Origin of the sequence: Sphingopyxis sp. BE259 (genome assembly GCF_031457495.1) — a bacterium.
Lineage (GTDB): Bacteria > Pseudomonadota > Alphaproteobacteria > Sphingomonadales > Sphingomonadaceae > Sphingopyxis.
The window spans coordinates 2621600-2637795 of sequence record NZ_JAVDWM010000001.1 but is presented as its reverse complement, the minus strand read 5'-3'; the positions used below and the strand labels follow the sequence as shown (position 1 = coordinate 2637795).

General features: G+C 65.0%; 17 protein-coding genes and 1 tRNA gene. 15 read left to right on the top strand and 3 right to left on the bottom strand.

Going from position 1 to position 16196, the window contains the following annotated elements; all coding sequences use genetic code 11:
- Position 1 precedes the first annotated feature (1 nt).
- The 3 genes from cheB (at position 2) to J2X44_RS12755 (ending at position 2726) form a co-directional block, all read left to right on the top strand.
- Positions 2 to 1102 (top strand): chemotaxis-specific protein-glutamate methyltransferase CheB, encoded by a 1101-nt coding sequence (gene cheB, locus J2X44_RS12765; RefSeq protein ID WP_310084631.1) that lies wholly within the window; start codon positions 2 to 4, stop codon positions 1100 to 1102.
- The gene (locus J2X44_RS12760) at positions 1099 to 1956 is read left to right on the top strand and encodes a protein-glutamate O-methyltransferase CheR (RefSeq protein ID WP_310084629.1); all 858 of its coding nucleotides are present in this window, start codon (positions 1099 to 1101) and stop codon (positions 1954 to 1956) included. Before cheB ends, J2X44_RS12760 begins: the two co-directional genes overlap by 4 nt.
- An 80-nt stretch (positions 1957 to 2036) precedes the next feature.
- Positions 2037 to 2726, top strand: coding sequence for an N-acetylmuramoyl-L-alanine amidase (locus J2X44_RS12755; RefSeq protein WP_310084626.1), 690 nt, complete (start codon positions 2037 to 2039; stop codon positions 2724 to 2726).
- A gap of 34 nt (positions 2727 to 2760) precedes the next feature.
- Here the strand turns inward: J2X44_RS12755 and J2X44_RS12750 are convergent, their stop codons facing one another.
- Both J2X44_RS12750 and J2X44_RS12745 read right to left on the bottom strand, forming a co-directional pair.
- Positions 2761 to 3180 (bottom strand): DUF3703 domain-containing protein, encoded by a 420-nt coding sequence (locus tag J2X44_RS12750; protein ID WP_310084623.1) that lies wholly within the window; start codon positions 3178 to 3180, stop codon positions 2761 to 2763.
- Between the two features lie 266 nt (positions 3181 to 3446).
- On the bottom strand, positions 3447 to 5222 hold the full coding sequence (locus J2X44_RS12745) for an ATP-binding cassette domain-containing protein (RefSeq protein ID WP_310084620.1): 1776 nt from the start codon (positions 5220 to 5222) through the stop codon (positions 3447 to 3449).
- A gap of 133 nt (positions 5223 to 5355) precedes the next feature.
- Between J2X44_RS12745 and J2X44_RS12740 the strand changes: the two genes are divergently transcribed.
- Positions 5356 to 6102, top strand: coding sequence for an SIMPL domain-containing protein (locus J2X44_RS12740; protein WP_310084616.1), 747 nt, complete (start codon positions 5356 to 5358; stop codon positions 6100 to 6102).
- 183 nt (positions 6103 to 6285) lie between these two features.
- On the opposite strand, the gene J2X44_RS12735 is transcribed toward J2X44_RS12740, so the two are convergent.
- Positions 6286 to 6966 carry a 2OG-Fe(II) oxygenase gene (locus tag J2X44_RS12735; RefSeq protein WP_310084614.1) on the bottom strand — a complete coding sequence of 227 codons (681 nt, stop codon included), beginning with the start codon at positions 6964 to 6966 and terminating at the stop codon, positions 6286 to 6288.
- 113 nt (positions 6967 to 7079) lie between these two features.
- On the opposite strand from J2X44_RS12735, the gene J2X44_RS12730 reads away from it, so the two are divergent.
- The 11 genes from J2X44_RS12730 to J2X44_RS12680 all read left to right on the top strand — a co-directional run bounded on the left by J2X44_RS12730 (position 7080) and on the right by J2X44_RS12680 (position 16193).
- Positions 7080 to 7156: transfer RNA gene (locus J2X44_RS12730), tRNA-His, on the top strand.
- A 111-nt stretch (positions 7157 to 7267) separates the two neighbouring features.
- Positions 7268 to 8320 (top strand): Glu/Leu/Phe/Val dehydrogenase dimerization domain-containing protein, encoded by a 1053-nt coding sequence (locus J2X44_RS12725; RefSeq protein ID WP_310084610.1) that lies wholly within the window; start codon positions 7268 to 7270, stop codon positions 8318 to 8320.
- Positions 8321 to 8492: 172 nt separating this feature from the next.
- A complete protein-coding gene (locus tag J2X44_RS12720) occupies positions 8493 to 8846 on the top strand; it encodes a YbaN family protein (RefSeq protein WP_310084607.1) in 354 nt (117 codons plus the stop codon).
- A 241-nt stretch (positions 8847 to 9087) separates the two neighbouring features.
- Entirely contained in the window at positions 9088 to 9819 is a 732-nt protein-coding gene (gene ccmC, locus J2X44_RS12715) for a heme ABC transporter permease CcmC (protein WP_310084605.1), read from the top strand.
- A 3-nt stretch (positions 9820 to 9822) separates the two neighbouring features.
- Positions 9823 to 9978 carry a hypothetical protein gene (locus J2X44_RS12710; protein WP_310084603.1) on the top strand — a complete coding sequence of 52 codons (156 nt, stop codon included), beginning with the start codon at positions 9823 to 9825 and terminating at the stop codon, positions 9976 to 9978.
- Positions 9975 to 10412, top strand: a complete 438-nt coding sequence (ccmE, locus tag J2X44_RS12705) for a cytochrome c maturation protein CcmE (protein ID WP_310084601.1) — start codon at positions 9975 to 9977, stop codon at positions 10410 to 10412. The genes J2X44_RS12710 and ccmE overlap by 4 nt, the downstream gene beginning before the upstream one ends.
- 109 nt (positions 10413 to 10521) lie before the next feature.
- Positions 10522 to 12492, top strand: a complete 1971-nt coding sequence (locus J2X44_RS12700; RefSeq protein ID WP_310084600.1) for a heme lyase CcmF/NrfE family subunit — start codon at positions 10522 to 10524, stop codon at positions 12490 to 12492.
- Positions 12489 to 13019: a DsbE family thiol:disulfide interchange protein gene (locus tag J2X44_RS12695; RefSeq protein WP_310084598.1), complete on the top strand. Its 531-nt coding sequence runs from the start codon at positions 12489 to 12491 to the stop codon at positions 13017 to 13019. Before J2X44_RS12700 ends, J2X44_RS12695 begins: the two co-directional genes overlap by 4 nt.
- Positions 13020 to 13132: 113 nt before the next feature.
- Positions 13133 to 13552 carry a cytochrome c-type biogenesis protein gene (locus tag J2X44_RS12690; RefSeq protein WP_310087040.1) on the top strand — a complete coding sequence of 140 codons (420 nt, stop codon included), beginning with the start codon at positions 13133 to 13135 and terminating at the stop codon, positions 13550 to 13552.
- Positions 13549 to 14199 (top strand): cytochrome c biogenesis factor, encoded by a 651-nt coding sequence (locus J2X44_RS12685; RefSeq protein WP_310084595.1) that lies wholly within the window; start codon positions 13549 to 13551, stop codon positions 14197 to 14199. The genes J2X44_RS12690 and J2X44_RS12685 overlap by 4 nt, the downstream gene beginning before the upstream one ends.
- 44 nt (positions 14200 to 14243) lie before the next feature.
- A complete protein-coding gene (locus J2X44_RS12680; protein WP_310084592.1) occupies positions 14244 to 16193 on the top strand; it encodes a potassium transporter Kup in 1950 nt (649 codons plus the stop codon).
- Positions 16194 to 16196: the final 3 nt, after the last annotated feature.

Below are 16196 nucleotides of genomic sequence, written 5' to 3'. Positions count from 1 at the left end.
GATGGCGCGTCCGCAACCCCTGATCCCCGATCCCGAACCGTCGGCGCGGACGGTGCGGGTCATGCTGGTCGACGACAGCCTGGTGGTTCGCAGCATTCTCGAGCGCATTGTCGATCAGCGCCCCGGGCTACAGATTTGCGCGTCGGTTGCGTCCGCACAGGACGCGCTCGCGTTTCTGGCGCGCGAGCCGGTCGATGTGGTTGTCCTCGACATCGAAATGCCCGGAATGAACGGCATCGACGCGCTCCCCCACATCCTGAAGCGCGCCGCCACGGCGCGCGTGCTGATCCTGTCGTCGAATTGCGTCGAAGGCGGCCCGGCGGCGATCGAGGCGCTTTCGCTCGGCGCCAGCGATACGCTGACCAAGCCCGGCCGCGGCAGCTTTTCGGGGCGTTTTGCCGAAATCTTAACCGATCGCATCCTGACCCTGGGGCATCAGCAGGAATTCCCGGCTCCGGTTCCGGTTGCCGACCGCCGTCCGCCCGCCCCGGTCGCGCTGGCGATCGACAGCGATCAGGCGATCGACTGTATCGCGGTGGCGGCATCGACCGGCGGCATCCCGGCTTTTACCAATTTCCTCGCCAACCTCGACCCGCGGGTTACGGCGCCGATCCTGCTGACCCAGCATCTGCCCGATGCTTTCATGGAATATTACGCCAAACAGATCGCGCTGATGACATCGCGCCGGGTGTGCGTGGCGCAGGCCGGGATGGTCGTCGAACGCGACCATATCTACCTAGCGCCCGGCGATGCCCATCTGATCGTCGTCGCCAACGGTCGCCGCCGCGAAATCGCGCTCGACCGTCGCGTCGTCGACAATGGCTGCTGCCCCTCGGCCGATCCGATGCTCGATTCGGTGGCCGACGTGTATGGCAAGAACGGCGTCGCCGTCATCCTCAGCGGGATGGGGCGCGACGGCGCGATCGGCGCGGCCCGATTGAAAGAAGCAGGCGGGACGATTTTTGCGCAGGCGCCCGAAAGCTGCGTGATCTGGGGGATGCCGGGGGCAGTGGCCAAGGCTGGGCTGGCGGCGGCGACGCTGAACCCCGATGCGATCGCGCTGATGTTGGGCAGCTTCCTGCCCGGGCGGCGCCAGCCATGATGGGCGGCAGCGCCAGCGAATCGGCGTATCGCGTTCTGATGGGGGTGCTCGAATCGCGGACTGGGCAGACCCTGTCACCCAGCCGCATCTGGCGCATCGAAATGTCGCTGAAACCGGTGATGCAGCGGCACGGAATCGGTGATCTTGACGCGCTCGTCGCCGCGCTCGTCACCTCGAACAGCCGCCAACTGCTCGATGATACGGTCGATGCGATGCTCAACAACGAGACATTTTTCTACCGCGAATATAGCGTGTTCGATGAGCTTGCTGCCACCGCGCTTGAACAGATTCGCGACATCAACCGGCTGCGCCGCCGTCTGACGATCTGGCATTGTGGGGTATCGACCGGACAGGAAGCCTATTCGCTGGCCATGCTGATTGCCGAACAAGGCGCCAAATGGGCGGGGTGGCAGGTCGATATCGTCGGCACCGACGTCAGCTATCACGCGATCGGTCGCGCCCGCATCGGCCTGTACAGCCAGTTCGAAATCCAGCGCGGGCTGCCCGTGCAGCGCATGGTGCGCTGGTTCGACCAGACCGAGGGCGGCTGGCTGGCCAAGGCGGACCTGCGCCGCCGGATCGATTTTTCGGTGCAGAACATGCTCACCGACCGGCCGCCGCTGGCAAGTCCGGCCGACCTGATTTTCTGCCGCAACCTGCTCCTCTATTTCTCGGCGCCGATGCGCGAGAAGGCCTTTGCCCGGCTACGCGCGATGGCGGCGCCGCAAAGTTTCCTGGTGCTGGGGGCGGGCGAGACGGTACTGGGTCAAACCGACCAATTCGTCGCCAGCCCGCGGCTGCGCGGCCTTTACGAACCCGCCGATCAGCAAGTGCGGCGCGCGGCGGCAGCCTAGCGGGTCAGGCACTGCCTTGCTTTTTGCGCGCCACTGGCGCAAGCGACGGCTTGGCAAGCACAGGACGGTCTCCCGAGCGCATGAGCGATTTTATCGAACGCTGGTCCCCCAATTTCGATGATCGCGCGTTGCCTGTCTCGATGATCGTATTGCATTATACCGGCATGAAGAGCGGCGACGAAGCCATTGATTGGCTTGCCAATCCTGATTCGAAAGTATCGGCGCATTATGTCGTCAGCGAAGACGGCCAGATCACCCATATGGTGCCCGAGGACAAGCGCGCGTGGCACGCCGGAAAGTCGCACTGGCGCGGGATCAGCGACATCAATTCGGCGAGCGTCGGGATCGAGATCGTCAACCCGGGGCATGAATGGGGCTATGTCCCGTTCCCAGATGCCCAGGTCGCATCGGTCGTGCGCCTGGTCCACATCATCAAGGACCGGCACGCGATCACCCGCGGCAATGTCGTGGGTCATTCGGACATTGCGCCGACGCGCAAGCAGGATCCGGGCGAACTTTTTCCCTGGGACGAACTCGCGCGCCGCCGCCTTGCGCTGCCGCGGCCGCGCAAAAAACTGACCGACCCGCTGTGGACCGACGCTGGATTCCTGCTCGCGCTGGAACGCTTCGGTTATGACGTGACCGACGGGTTTGCGGCGACGGTAGCGTTTCAGCGCCGCTTTCGCCCCGAACTGATCGATGGCACGATCTGCGGCGAGTGCCGTGCGATCTTGCTGGCACTGCTATTGCCGCAGCCCGAGGGAAATTGAGGCGCAGGTGCCGCCGCGCCCGATCAGCGCCGATTTATTGTCCCAAAAGCAGGTATAAGGCGACCAGTGCGGCAATCAGAAGAGCGCGCAACATCAATCCGGTCCGCAGCGAATGACCGGCCAGATAGGATTGCAGGTCAGACGGTATCGGCATCGGCAGCGTCGCCGACACATTCGCCCCGCCGGTGTTGCCGACCGGAACCCAGCCCGCGAGATGAAAGGGGCCAGCGCCGATCAACCGGACGAGTTGCCCGCGGATTTCTTTGTTATCGGACTGCTTAAGCGCGAGCCGCAACATGCGATAATGGGTCCGGATATGGCTCAAATACCAGCGTTGGCCCAGAATATGGGCGCGTTCGAGGTGGCGTTTGGCCAGCGCCAGGTCGCCCGCCGCCTCGGCCGACCGCGCGCACGCCATTTCATGGGCAACGGCCGCTTTAATCGGTGATTTCATGATGGAAGCCCTTGGAACAGAAGGACGACGCTATCATGGCTATGGCCCGTCAATCGAGCGGCCAAGGGAACTAGTATATTGTTTGTGGGCGGCAATTTGCGGCCGGTTGCGGACGTTCGCCGTTTTTTCACTTCGTCATTCCCGCGAAAGCGGGAACCCAGGGCGTGCGTCGGCTGACCCCACCCTGGGTTCCCGCTTTCGCGGGAATGACGAGGGTGGGGAATGGCAGCTCTCCACCCCAAAGCTGACGTTGCGCGCTTTAGCCGCTACCCGAGTGCTTCGACCGCTTCCGCCAACTCCAGCCAGCGATCTTCGGCTACCGCCTTTTCGGCGCGTAGCGCGTCCAGCCTCTCGGTCAGCGCGGTGAATTTGGCATGGTCGCGGGTGAACAACGTGCCGTCGGAGAGCTCGGTTTCGGCCGTCGCCATGTCCGCCTCGATCGCCTCGATCCGTGCTGGGAGCAGATCATAGTCGCGCTGATCCTTATAGCTCAGCTTCTTGCGCGCGGTTGGCGGAGGCGGGGCGGCGGCGACCGATGCTTTGCCTTTGATGCTGTTCGGCTTGACGCGCTTGGCCTCCCAATCGGCATAGCCCCCGGCGACGATGTCGACCTTGCCCGTTCCGTCGAGGCCGAGGGTGACGGTGACGGTGCGGTCGAGAAAGTCGCGGTCGTGGCTGACCAGCAGCACGGTGCCGGCATAGTCCGCGATGACTTCCTGCAAGAGGTCGAGGGTTTCGAGGTCAAGGTCGTTGGTCGGCTCATCGAGCACGAGCAGGTTCGATTCGCGGGCAAATTCTCGCGCCAGCAGCAGCCGCGAGCGTTCGCCGCCCGACAGCGCGCCGACGCTGGCCTCGATGACGCCGGGGTCGAAGAGGAATTCCTTGAGATAGCCCTGGATGTGCTTTTTGACGCCGCGCACTTCGATCCAGTCGCCGCCGTCGGAAAGAATGTCGCGGACGGTCTTGTCGGGTGACATCAGGCTGCGCTGCTGATCGATGACGATGCCGTCGAGGGTCGGGGCGAGGGTGATTTTGCCGCTGTCGGGGGCGACCTCGCCGGTCAGCAGCTTGAGCAGGGTCGACTTGCCCGCGCCATTGGCGCCGACGATGCCGATGCGGTCGCCGCGCTGGACACGGAAATCGAAATTCTTGATGATGACGCGGTCGCCGAAACTTTTCGAGACGCCTTCGGCGACGATCACCGATTTCGAGCGCACATCGTCGTTGGCGAGGCCGAGCTTGGCAACCCCGGGACCGCCGATCATCGCGGCGCGGGTGGCGCGCATTTCTTTCAGCTTTTCGAGGCGGCCCTGGTTGCGCTTGCGGCGCGCGGTAACGCCGCGTTCGAGCCAATGCGCTTCGAGCCGCAGTTTCGAATCGAGCCGCTGCGCCGCGCGCGCTTCCTCGGCGGCAATCGCGTCGCTCCACTCTTCGAAGCCGCCGAAACCGATTTCCTTGCGGCGGATGCTGCCGCGGTCGAGCCACAAGGTCTGGCGGGTCAGGCGGGTCAGGAAGGTGCGGTCGTGGCTGATGGCGACAAAGGCGCCCGTGTAACGCGCCAGCCAGCTTTCGAGCCAGTCGATCGCGGCGAGGTCGAGGTGGTTGGTCGGTTCGTCGAGCAGGAGCACGTCGGGGTTTTGCGCCAGCGCGCGCGCGAGCGCGGCGCGGCGGCGCTCGCCGCCCGAGGCACTGGCGGCGGTGCGGCTCATGTCGATGCCAAGCTGGTCGGCGATTGCCGCAACCTCAAACGCCTCGGGCGCGCTGGGCGGAGCGACGGCGAAGTCCATCAGCGTCGCAAAGCGCGAAAAATCGGGCTCCTGTTCGAGCATCACGACGTGCGTCCCCGGCACGATCACCCGCTTGCCCTTGTCGGCGTCGATCTGGCCCGCAAGCAGCTTGAGCAGCGTCGTCTTGCCTGCACCATTGCGGCCGATCAGCGCCAGCCGGTCGCGCTCGCCGACATAGATATCGAGATCCTGGAACAGCCAGCCGCTGCCCTGCACAAGGCCAAGGCCTTCGTATGAAAGAATGGGAGCTGCCATGATGAACGGCGCGCTACCGATCCATTCAGCATCATGCAAGCGCCGTCCGCGCAAAGGCCGGAACGGGTTCAGTCCGTCTGCGTTACGGGCTGGAAATCGGAAATGGCCGGGGTTCGGCCGACAGGAGAATGAAATGACGAAGCAATTGTTCGCCGTTATGGCTACCGGACTGGCGCTGATGGCGGCAACGCCTGCGTTCGCGCAGCAGGGAGGTTCGACGGTGACCGCAGCCACGACGCAGGGACCGATCCTGGCCTTTTCGGTCAGCGAGGAGGTGCGCTCGCGTCCCGACCAAGCGACTGTCGGCGCCGGGGTGACCACCACCGCGCCGACCGCAGTCGAGGCGATGCGGCTGAATGCGGCGGCGATGGACAAGCTGATCGCCGCGGCCAAGGCGCGCGGGATTAAGGCCGAGGATATTCAGACGAGCGGGATCAGCCTGTCGCCGCAATATGATTATAACAACCAGGGCAATGGCCAGCCGCCGCGTTTTCTGGGCTATCAAGTGTCGAACAGCGTGCGCGCGACGACGTCGAAGATTGCCGACATCGGGCCGCTGCTCGACGCGTTGGTCGCGGCAGGCGGCACCAATATCGACGGGCCTTCGTTCGGGATGAAGGATCCCGACGCGCAGCTGGTCGGCGCGCGTGGCAGCGCGATCAAGGCCGCTGAAGCGAAAGCGGCGGACTATGCGCGGCTGGCGGGTTTCCGCGGCGCCGAGCTGGTGTCGATCAGCGAAGGCGGCAGTTTTGGCGGGCCGCCGCCGCCGGCGCCGCCGATGGTGCGTATGCAGGCGATGGATGCCAAGGCGACGCCGGTTGAGCCGGGGCGCGTTTCGAACACGCTGACGCTGAATTTCCAGTATCGGTTGGTGAATTAGGCCATTCGGTACCTCTTACTCCGTTCGTCCTGAGGAGCCATTGAGCTTGTCGAAATGGCGTCTCGAAGGATTGCGACCTCGCGGCCCTTCGAGACCGGTCCCTTCGACTGCCTTGCAGGCGCTCAGGACAGGCTTCGACTTCGCTCAGCCCCTCCTCAGGGCGAACGGTTTTTTGTTTATGAGCTACCCCAACTCCCCCTCCGCCCATGGCCACGGCCGTTCGCGGAACCATTTGGTGATGATGTACTTGCGCCCCTTGCGGACCTTCATCCCGTGGTGGAGGGTGTCGGGGTTGGTGGTGCCGTCGGGGCGGACATTGTTCCACGCGAGCAGCTTGCCGAGGTCGGGCTGGTGCAGCTTGCCGGTCGCGAGAAAGCGGGTGGCGCCGCCCGCGCCGGGTTCGTTCAAATAGACCATCAGCGTCCAGCTGCGCTGTCCCGGCACCGCGCAATAGGTATCCCAATCGGCGCCGTGCGGATCGAAATAGTCGGTGTGCGCCTTGAACTCCTGTCCGACATCATAACGCTGGCCCTGCATCGGCTCGCCATATACGAGCGGAATGCCGGTGAGGTCGTGAAGGCGGTTGTTGACCGCGATCACCAGCGGATCGCGGTGGTCGAGGTCGCAGGTCGTGCTGGTCCGAAAGGCGGTATCGCCATTAGGATCGGCGATCGTCGAGGGCCGCACGTCGCGGTCGATTTGCGCGATCAACCCGGCGCAGGTTTCGGCATCGAGAAATCCCGCCAGCATGAACTGTTCGAGCTTTGGCGTCGGCGCGCGGCGGATGCCTGGAACTGCGGCGAGCCGCGCTGCGGTGCGGTCGGCGCCCGAGGTCGCCATGTCGACAAATTCATTTGCAGCCATGTGGCGCGTTTTAGCAGGGAAGCGCCCGCGAACAATGCTTGACGAACGGGGGCAGGCGCGCCTATTCGCCGCGCGCTGTTGAGGCCGTTTTTGGCGCCCTCCTCGCATATGTGGCGACCATAGCTCAGTTGGTTAGAGCGCCGGTTTGTGGTACCGGAGGTCGCGGGTTCGAGCCCCGTTGGTCGCCCCATTTTTCGCCCCTCAGGTGACGATGAACGCTTGGACCGCGTTTCGGCGTGACTTCGGGCTTGCGTCTGATTATTACGCATTGACGTAATTTTTTAACGCAAGGATCGAGTCCATGTCCGCAGTCTGGGATTTCGCCGATTTCGACGATCATGAGCATATCCATATGTTTCGCGATCGCGCCAGCGGGCTGACGGCGGTCATCGCGGTTCACTCGACGCACCTTGGCCCGGGCGCTGGCGGGGTGCGATACTGGCACTATCCCCAGCGTGCGGCGGCGATCACCGACGCGCTCCGCCTGTCGCGCGGCATGAGCTACAAAAATGCGATGGCCGGGCTGCCGATGGGTGGCGGAAAAGGCGTCATTTTGGCCGATGAGGGCGCGGCGAAGACCCCCGAATTGCTCGCGGCGTTCGGCCGTTCGGTCGAGTCGCTGGGCGGCGCTTATGTCACCGCGGAAGATGTCGGGATCACCGATGCCGATATGGTCGAGATTGCCAAGCACACCAAGCATGTCAGCGGTCTGCCCGTGGCAAGCGGCGCGGCGGCGGGTGGCGATCCCGGGCCATTCACCGCGCTGGGTGTATATCTGGGCATCAAGGCGGCGATCCAGCAGGGACTGGGCACCGACAGCGCCAAGGGCGTGCGCGTTGCGATTCAGGGCGTCGGCAGCGTCGGCGGCGGGGTCGCGCGGCGACTGGCCGCAGAGGGCGCAAAGCTGACGCTGGCGGACGTCAATCTGGCGCGCGCCAAGGCACTGGCCGAAGAACTGGGTGCTGACTTGGCCGATTCGGCCGCGATCATGGAGGTCGAGGCCGATGTGCTGAGCCCCAATGCGCTGGGCGCGATCCTGACCGAGCGCAGCATCGAAAAGCTGCGCGTGCCGATCATCGCGGGTGGCGCGAACAACCAGCTCGCGACCGCCGCTGACGGTCAGCGCGTCCACGACCGCGGCATCACCTATGCCCCCGATTATGTGATCAATGCCGGCGGCATCATCAATGTGGCGCTGGAATATCTGGGGCAGGGCAGCCGCGAGGAAGTGGAGAGCCGCATCCACCTGATCCCCGGGCGGCTGGCCGACATCTGGGCCGAGAGCAAGGCGAGCGGCACCCCGGCGTCGGTGGTGGCGGACCGGATGGCGCAGACGCTGATCGGGCGGGGGTAGGTTTAGGCGCGGTTCCCAGACGCCGTTCGCCCTGAGCTTGTCGAAGGGCCACTCTTTCTTTTGGCGCTGCCAAAAAGGACAGTGTTTCGACAAGCTCAGCACGAACGGTTTTGGGGTGGGTGCCATAGGCAAAGGCTGGCGCGCGCCGTCAATTCCGCTAAGCCCACCGGCAATGAAGCGGCATTTGTTTTTGGTCGGCGGCTGGCTGTCGCTCGCGCTGGGCGCCATCGGGGCGTTTCTGCCACTGCTGCCGACGGTGCCGTTCGTCATCCTCGCAGCGTTCTGCTTCGCGCGATCGTCGCCGCGGCTTGAGGCGTGGCTGCTGAATCACCCGACCTTTGGCCAGCACATTATCGCGTGGCGCGAAAAGGGCGCGATCAGCCGCAAGGGCAAGATCGCCGCCAGCATCGCGTTCGCGTTCAGTATCGTGCTGGCATTGGTCTTTGCGCCCTGGCCATGGATGATGGCGCCGATCATCGCGGCGGTGGTCGGCGGTAGCTGGATATGGACGCGGCCGGAGGGGTGAGGTTGGTTGGCCCTGCTTAGGTCTGCTTTGGGGTGGGGAGCGGATATTCTCCACGCTCGTCATTCCCGCGAAAGCGGGAACCCAGGGACAGGCCCGCCGACGCACGCTCTGGGTCCCCGCTTTCGCGGGGATGACGAAGTCAAGAAATGCGGAACGTCCGCAATCGGTCGCTAGCCGCCACCCCACCACCTCGGGCAAATCACTGGACCCCCACGCCACGCTCCCCTAAGGACGCGAACCGATGCACGCTTATGCGAACCCGACCCGTTTTCTGGCGATTGCCAGGCCGCTGACGCCGTGGCTGCTCGGGCTTGGCTTGCTGCTCGTGCTGGCGGGTGCGTGGGCCGGGCTGACGCAGGTGCCGGGCGATTACAAGCAGGGCGAAACCGCGCGAATCCTCTATGTCCATGTCCCCGCCGCCTGGCTGGGCATGGGCGGATGGACGTCGCTGGCGCTGGCGGGGCTGATCCAGCTGGTCTGGCGGCATCCGCTATCGGGGATTGCGGCGCGCGCGATTGCGGTGCCGGGGATGCTGTTCACCGCGCTGTGCCTGGCCACCGGGTCGATCTGGGGCAAGCCAACCTGGGGCACGTGGTGGGAATGGGACGGGCGGATGACGTCGATGCTCGTGCTGCTGTTCCTTTATGCAGGCTTTATCGCGCTGGCCAACGGCGACGGCGAACGGCGCGGCGGCGGGGCGTTGTCGCGCGGCGCGGCGATTTATGCGCTGGTCGGCGCGATAAATATCCCGATCATCAACCGCAGCGTCGTGTGGTGGAACAGCTTGCACCAGGGGCCGAGCATCACCCTGCGCGGATCGAGCATCGACACTGCGCTGCTGTGGCCCTTGGGCTTGACCTTGTTGGGTTTTTCGCTGTTATTCGGAGCCATCGTGCTGATGCGGATGCGGCGGATCATCGCCGACAATCGCGTTGCGGCGCGGCTGCGGCGGCTGGCCGACGAGGAGGATTGACGCGTGACGGGGGTGATTAGCGGCAGCGGCCAATGGGCCTATGTGGCGGCGGCTTATGGGCTGACGCTGCTGCTTACCGGCGCGGTGCTGTGGGTGAGCTGGCGCGCGATGGCGAAAGCCGAGCGGCGTAGCGACGCGCTGAGGCGGGACCGCACGTGAAGGCGAAACATCAACGGCTGGTGCTGGCACTGTTCGCCGTCGCGGGGATCGCGGGCGCGGGGGTGCTGGGCGCCAGCGCGCTGCGAGACGAAGCCGCCTATTTCCGCACTCCGGTCGAGATCAAGGACGGCAAGGCGGTCGTTGGCGAACCGATGCGGCTGGGCGGCATGGTCGCGTTGGGCAGCATCGCGCGGCAGAGCGACGGCTTGACGATCCGCTTCGTCGCGACCGACGGCAAGGCGTCGGTACCGGTGGAATATACCGGCATCGTCCCCGATTTGTTCGGTGAAGAGAGCGGCATGGTCGCCGACGGCCGGATGCGCGCCGACGGGACATTCGTCGCCGATCGTATTCTGGCGAAGCATGACGAACGCTATATGCCGCCGCAGATGGGCGACATGCCGAAGAATATGAAGGCGCCGGTGGGAGTGTGATCGGCTTTCCTGTTCTGTCATCCCAGCGAAAGCTGGGATCGCTGTCGGTTTACGCAGCGTTGCCGGCCAAGGCTTCTAGCGGCCCCAGCTTTCGCTGGGGCGACGCTACATGATCGCCGAACTCGGCCTCGCCTTGCTCTGGATCGCCGCCGCGCTGGCGTGCCTGTCGCTGGTCGCAGGGACGCTGTTCCTGCGCGGCGGGCAAAAGGATCTGGCGGCGCTGGTCCGCCCGGCGAGCGTCGCACAAGGGATGCTCACCGCGACCGCGTTCGCCCTGCTGATCGCCTTGTTCGTGCGATCCGACATGTCGGTCGAGCTGGTTGCGCGCAACAGCAACAGCCTGAAGCCGATGATCTTCAAGGTCGCCGGGACGTGGGGCAATCACGAAGGGTCGATGCTGTTGTGGCTGACGATCCTGTCGCTGTCGGGGGCGCTGATTGCGTTGTTCGAAAAGCGGCTGCGCGAAGATACGCTGATCGCGACCTTGAGCGCGCAGGCGGCGCTGAGCCTTGGTTTCTTTGCCTTCCTGATCTTTTCGTCGAACCCGTTCAACCGGCTGCCGGTAGCGCCGCCCGACGGGCAGGGGCTGAACCCGCTGCTGCAAGACATCGGCTTGGCCTTCCACCCACCGACGCTTTACGTCGGTTATGTCGGACTGTCGGTCGCGTTCAGCTTTGCCGTCGGGGCGCTGATCACGCGCGAAATCGGACCCGCTTTCGCCCGCGCAATGCGGCCATGGGTGCTGTTCAGCTGGATATTCCTGACCATCGGGATCACCGCGGGCAGCTATTGGGCTTATTATGAGCTGGGCTGGGGCGGCTGGTGGTTCTGGGATCCGGTCGAGAATGTTTCGCTGATCCCGTGGCTGGCGGGCGCCGCCTTGCTGCATTCGGTCGCGGTGACGGCGACGCGCAATGCACTGCGCGCCTGGACGGTGATGTTGGCCGTCATTGGTTTTTCGATGTCGATGGTCGGCACCTTCATTGTGCGGTCAGGCCTGCTGACGAGCGTCCACAGCTTCGCGGTCGATCCCGAGCGTGGGACATTCCTGCTCGTGTTGATGGCGATCTATATCGGCGGCGCGCTGACCCTGTTCGCGCTGCGTGCGGGGGCGGTCGCCGAGGGTAAGAAATTCGCGCTGCTCAGCCGCGAAGGCGCGCTGGTCATCAACAACCTGCTGCTAACGACGATCCTTGCGCTTGTCTTGCTCGGCACGCTCTATCCGATCGTGGCCGAGGCGATGGGCGAGAAGATTTCGGTCGGGCCGCCCTATTACAACCGCGTCGCGGGGCCGCTCGCGCTGATCCTGTGCCTGGTGATGGTCGCGGGGCCGCTGCTCGGCTGGCGCCGGGATGATGGCAAGAAACTGTGGTCGCGGCTGCCGCTGGCGGTGTTCGCGGGGGCGCTGGTGCTCGTCCTGCTGGTGGTCTTTGGTGGCAGCGTTGGCATATTACCGCTGCTCGGGATGACCGTCGCCGGGGTCGTCGCGGCTGCCAGTCTGGCGCCGTTGTGGGGTCGTAACCTGCGCCGCACGCCGCTGCCGACATGGGGCATGGTCGTGGCGCATTTCGGCGTTGCCGTGTGCCTGGCCGGGATGGGCGCGGAAAGCGCCTTTATCAAGGAACGGCTGGTCGCTGCGGCGCCGGGAGATGTCATCAAGGTCGGCGGTTTTGCGGTGAAATTCGTGGGCGTCAAACCGATTGCCGGGCCGAACTATACTGCCATCGAGGGCACATTGGTGGCGACGACGGCGGCGGGTGCTTCGTTCACGATGCGTCCCGAAGCGCGGACCTTTCCCGGCCTGATGGGCACCGCGCCGACCGAAACCAACGAGGCAGCGTTGCTAACGCGGCCGGGCGGGCAGCTGTACGCGGTGCTGGGACAACCCGTAACGAGCGATGACGGCCGCGCCGACCGCTACCAGATCCGCCTGTGGTGGAAGCCTTTGGTGTGGTGGATATGGCTGGGCGGCGGCTTGATCGCGCTGGGCGCGGCGCTTTCCTTGCTCGGCCGCGCGCAATTGCTGGGCATCTGGCGCGCGCGCCGCCGCCGGAAATCTGAGGAGCGTTTCGCGCCATGACCAACCGCTGGGTATTGTTCGTGCCGCTGGCGATCATGGGCTTGCTGTTCGGCGCCTTCATCTATCGGCTGGTGACCCCCGCTGAGACGCTGATCCAGTCGCAGTGGATCGACAAGCCGATGCCGCTGTTCGACCTGCCGCCCGCGACCGCCGGGGTCGCGGGGCTGAAGAGCAGCCAGCTTGCCGACGGCCGCCCGCGGCTGGTCAATGTGTTCGCCAGCTGGTGCATTCCGTGTCGCGCCGAGGCGCCGCAGCTGGAGGCGTTGAAGGCCGCAGGGGTGCCGATCGACGGCATCGCGATCCGCGACACGCCCGACGATGTTGCAATGTTCCTCCGCGAATATGGCAATCCGTTCGACCGCATCGGGTCGGACATGCAAAGCAGCGTCCAGATCGCGCTGGGATCGTCAGGGGTGCCGGAAACGTTCCTGATCGACGGCAAGGGCGTCATTCGTGAGCAGATCCAGGGTGTGATTTTGGCCGAGCAGGTGCCGGAGATCGTCGCCAAGCTGGAGGCGATGAAGTGAGCGAAAAACGCTCCCTCTCATCGTGCTCCCCCGCGCAGGCGGGGCGCCAAGGCGGCCTTGCCCCAACGTCGCGCTTTGCTGCCCTGGACCCCCGCGTTCGCGGGGGAACAGGGATATTCGTGGCCGCGTTGCTGGTTTTCTTCGCTCCCTTAGTTACCGCGCAGGACCGCCTGCCGCCCGCGCCCTACGCCTATGAACAGCTACGCGATCCGGCGAGCGAGGCGCGGGCGAAGGCGTTGATGGAGGAATTGCGCTGTCTGGTCTGTCAGGGCCAGTCGATCGCCGATTCGGACGCGCCGCTGGCGGGCGACATGCGCCACGAGGTGCGCAGCAAGATTGCCGCGGGCGAAAGCCCCGACGAAATCAAGGCGTGGCTGGTGGCACGCTATGGCAATTGGGTCAGCTATGACCCGCCGTTCGATGCCGCGACGGCATTTCTGTGGCTGGGGCCGCTGCTGTTCCTGCTGCTCGGCGGCTGGCTGGCGTTCGGACGCTTCCGGCGCGGCGACCGCGATGCGGAGGACGACGCATGATCTGGCTGTGGGTCATGCTGGCGGCGCTGGTGACGATCGCCGGGATGTTCGCGCTGGGCAAGCTGCCCGCCGCAGCGCGGCCGCTGGCAGGGGCCGCGGTCATGCTGGGGCTCGCGGGCTATGCGCTTCAGGGCAGCCCGTCCCTGCCCGGCAAGCCGGTGGCGGCGCCCGAGGAGCCCGCGGGTTTCGGCGAGGCGCTCACCGATCAGCGGCAGGGCATGGCCGATCGTTTCGGTCCCGCGGCGCAATGGCTGGGCATGTCCGACGGCTTCGCGCGCACCGGCAAGACCGAACTCGCGGCGCAGACGCTGGAAAAGGGACTCGAGACATATCCCGACAATGTCGATCTGTGGGTCGGCCTCGGCAATGCGCTGGCGGCGCATGGCGGCGGGATGATGTCGCCCGCTGCGGCGCTGGCCTTCGACGAGGCGGCGCGCCGCGATCCGACCCACCCCGCACCACCGTTTTTTGCTGGGCTGGCGCTGGCGCAAGGCGGTGACCTGAAAGGGGCGGACGCGGTATGGAGCGAGCTGCTGGCGCGCAGTCCGGCGGACGCGCCGTGGCGCCCCGACCTGGAAATGCGGCTGGCGCAGCTGCGGCAGGCGCTGGGGCCGCAGCTGCCTCCCGAGCCGGGACAAGCGCGCTGACATGGACGCTATTCCAACCTCGCCGGCTCGTCTAAAGGCTCGCGATGACTGCTGAGTCGCAACCCACGGCAGGCGCTGCCGAAAGCGCCGCGAACGCGGGCCATTACGGCCATGACCATGCCAGCGACGGCAAGCTGAAGCTGGCTGTCGGCGCGGTCGGCGTAGTGTTCGGCGACATCGGCACCAGCCCGCTTTACGCGTTTCGCGAAACCTTTGCCGGGCATCATCCGATCGAGCCCGACCGGCTGCACATCTATGGCGTGCTGAGCCTGGTGTTCTGGTCGATGATGCTGGTCGTCACATTCAAATATGTGATGACGATCATGAAGGCCGACAACAAGGGCGAGGGCGGTAGCCTGGCGTTGCTGGCGCTGATTAGCCGCTCGTCGGGCGAAAAGCGCTGGACCTGGCCGATCATCCTGCTCGGGGTGTTCGCCACCGCGCTCTTCTATGGCGACAGCATGATTACCCCGGCAATGTCGGTGCTGTCGGCCACCGAGGGGTTGCGTTACATCGACCCGGGCTTTGCCCCGTATATCGTGCCGATCGCGCTCGCCATCCTGATCGGCCTGTTCGCGATCCAGTCCTATGGCACGGCCAAGGTCGGGGCGCTGTTCGGGCCGATCATGCTGCTCTACTTCGTCACGCTGGCCGGGCTTGGCATCATGCATATTGCCGATAATCCCTGGATCATTGCCGAGACGATCAATCCGGTGAATGCGCTGCGGTTCTTTTACGTCGATGGATTTACCGCGTTCATTGCGCTGGGCGCAGTGGTGCTGGCGGTGACGGGCGCCGAGGCGCTTTACGCCGACATGGGGCATTTCGGGCGCGGCCCGATCGGGATGAGCTGGCTGGCCTTTGTGCTGCCCGCGCTGATGCTGAATTATATGGGGCAGGGCGCGATGGTGTTGGCGGCCGAAGCGGGACCGCGCGCCGAGCTGATTTCCGATCCCTTCTTTCAAATGATGCCCGAATTTCTCGAGGTGCCGGTCGTGATTCTGGCGCTGCTCGCGACGATCATCGCCAGCCAGGCGGTGATTTCGGGCGCTTTTTCGCTGACCCAGCAGGCGATCCAGCTGGGCTTCATTCCGCGGCTGCGGGTCGAGCACACCAGCGCGTCGGCGGCGGGGCAGATCTATATTCCGGTGGTCAACTGGTTCCTGATGATCATGGTGATCATCCTGGTGCTGTTCTTCGGTTCGTCGAGCAATCTGGCCGCGGCTTATGGCATCGCGGTGACCGGCGCGATGTTCATCGACACCTGCCTGTTGTCGGTTGTCCTGTTTACGCTGTGGAAATGGCCGGCGTGGAAGGCGTTGCCGGTGCTGGCGGTTTTCTTCATCGTCGATATCGCCTATTTCGGCGCCAACCTGATCAAGGTCCCCGACGGCGGTTGGGTGCCGCTGGCGATCGGGTTGATCATCTTTACGATGCTCACCACCTGGTCGCGCGGGCGCAAGTTGATGCAGCAAGAAATGGCCGAGGGGGCGATGCCGATCCCGGTGTTCGTCAAATCGGCGGCGAACAGCGCGACGCGGGTGCCCGGGACCGCGGTGTTCATGACGTCAAGCAGCGACGGGGTGCCGCACGCGCTGCTCCATAATCTCAAACATAACAAGGTGCTGCATCAGCGGATCATCCTGCTGACGATCAAGGTCGCCGACGTGCCGTTCGTGCGCGAGGAAAATCATTGCGCGCTCGAGGATCTGGGGCAGGGTTTCCACCGGTTGATCCTGAATTACGGCTTCATGCAGCCGGTCGATGTGCCCGACGCGCTGAAGCGCGTGACGAGTTGTGGCGGCGAGTTCAAGATGCTGGAAACCAGCTTTTTCCTGTCGCGCCAGACGTTGATCGCGGCGAGCAAGCCCGGGATGCCGATCTGGCGCGAAAAGCTGTTCGCGTGGATGCTGCGCAATTCGGAAAGCGCGATGGAATATTTCCGCCTGCCGACCAACCGCGTGGTAGAATTGGGCAGTCAGGTCGCAATCTGACCC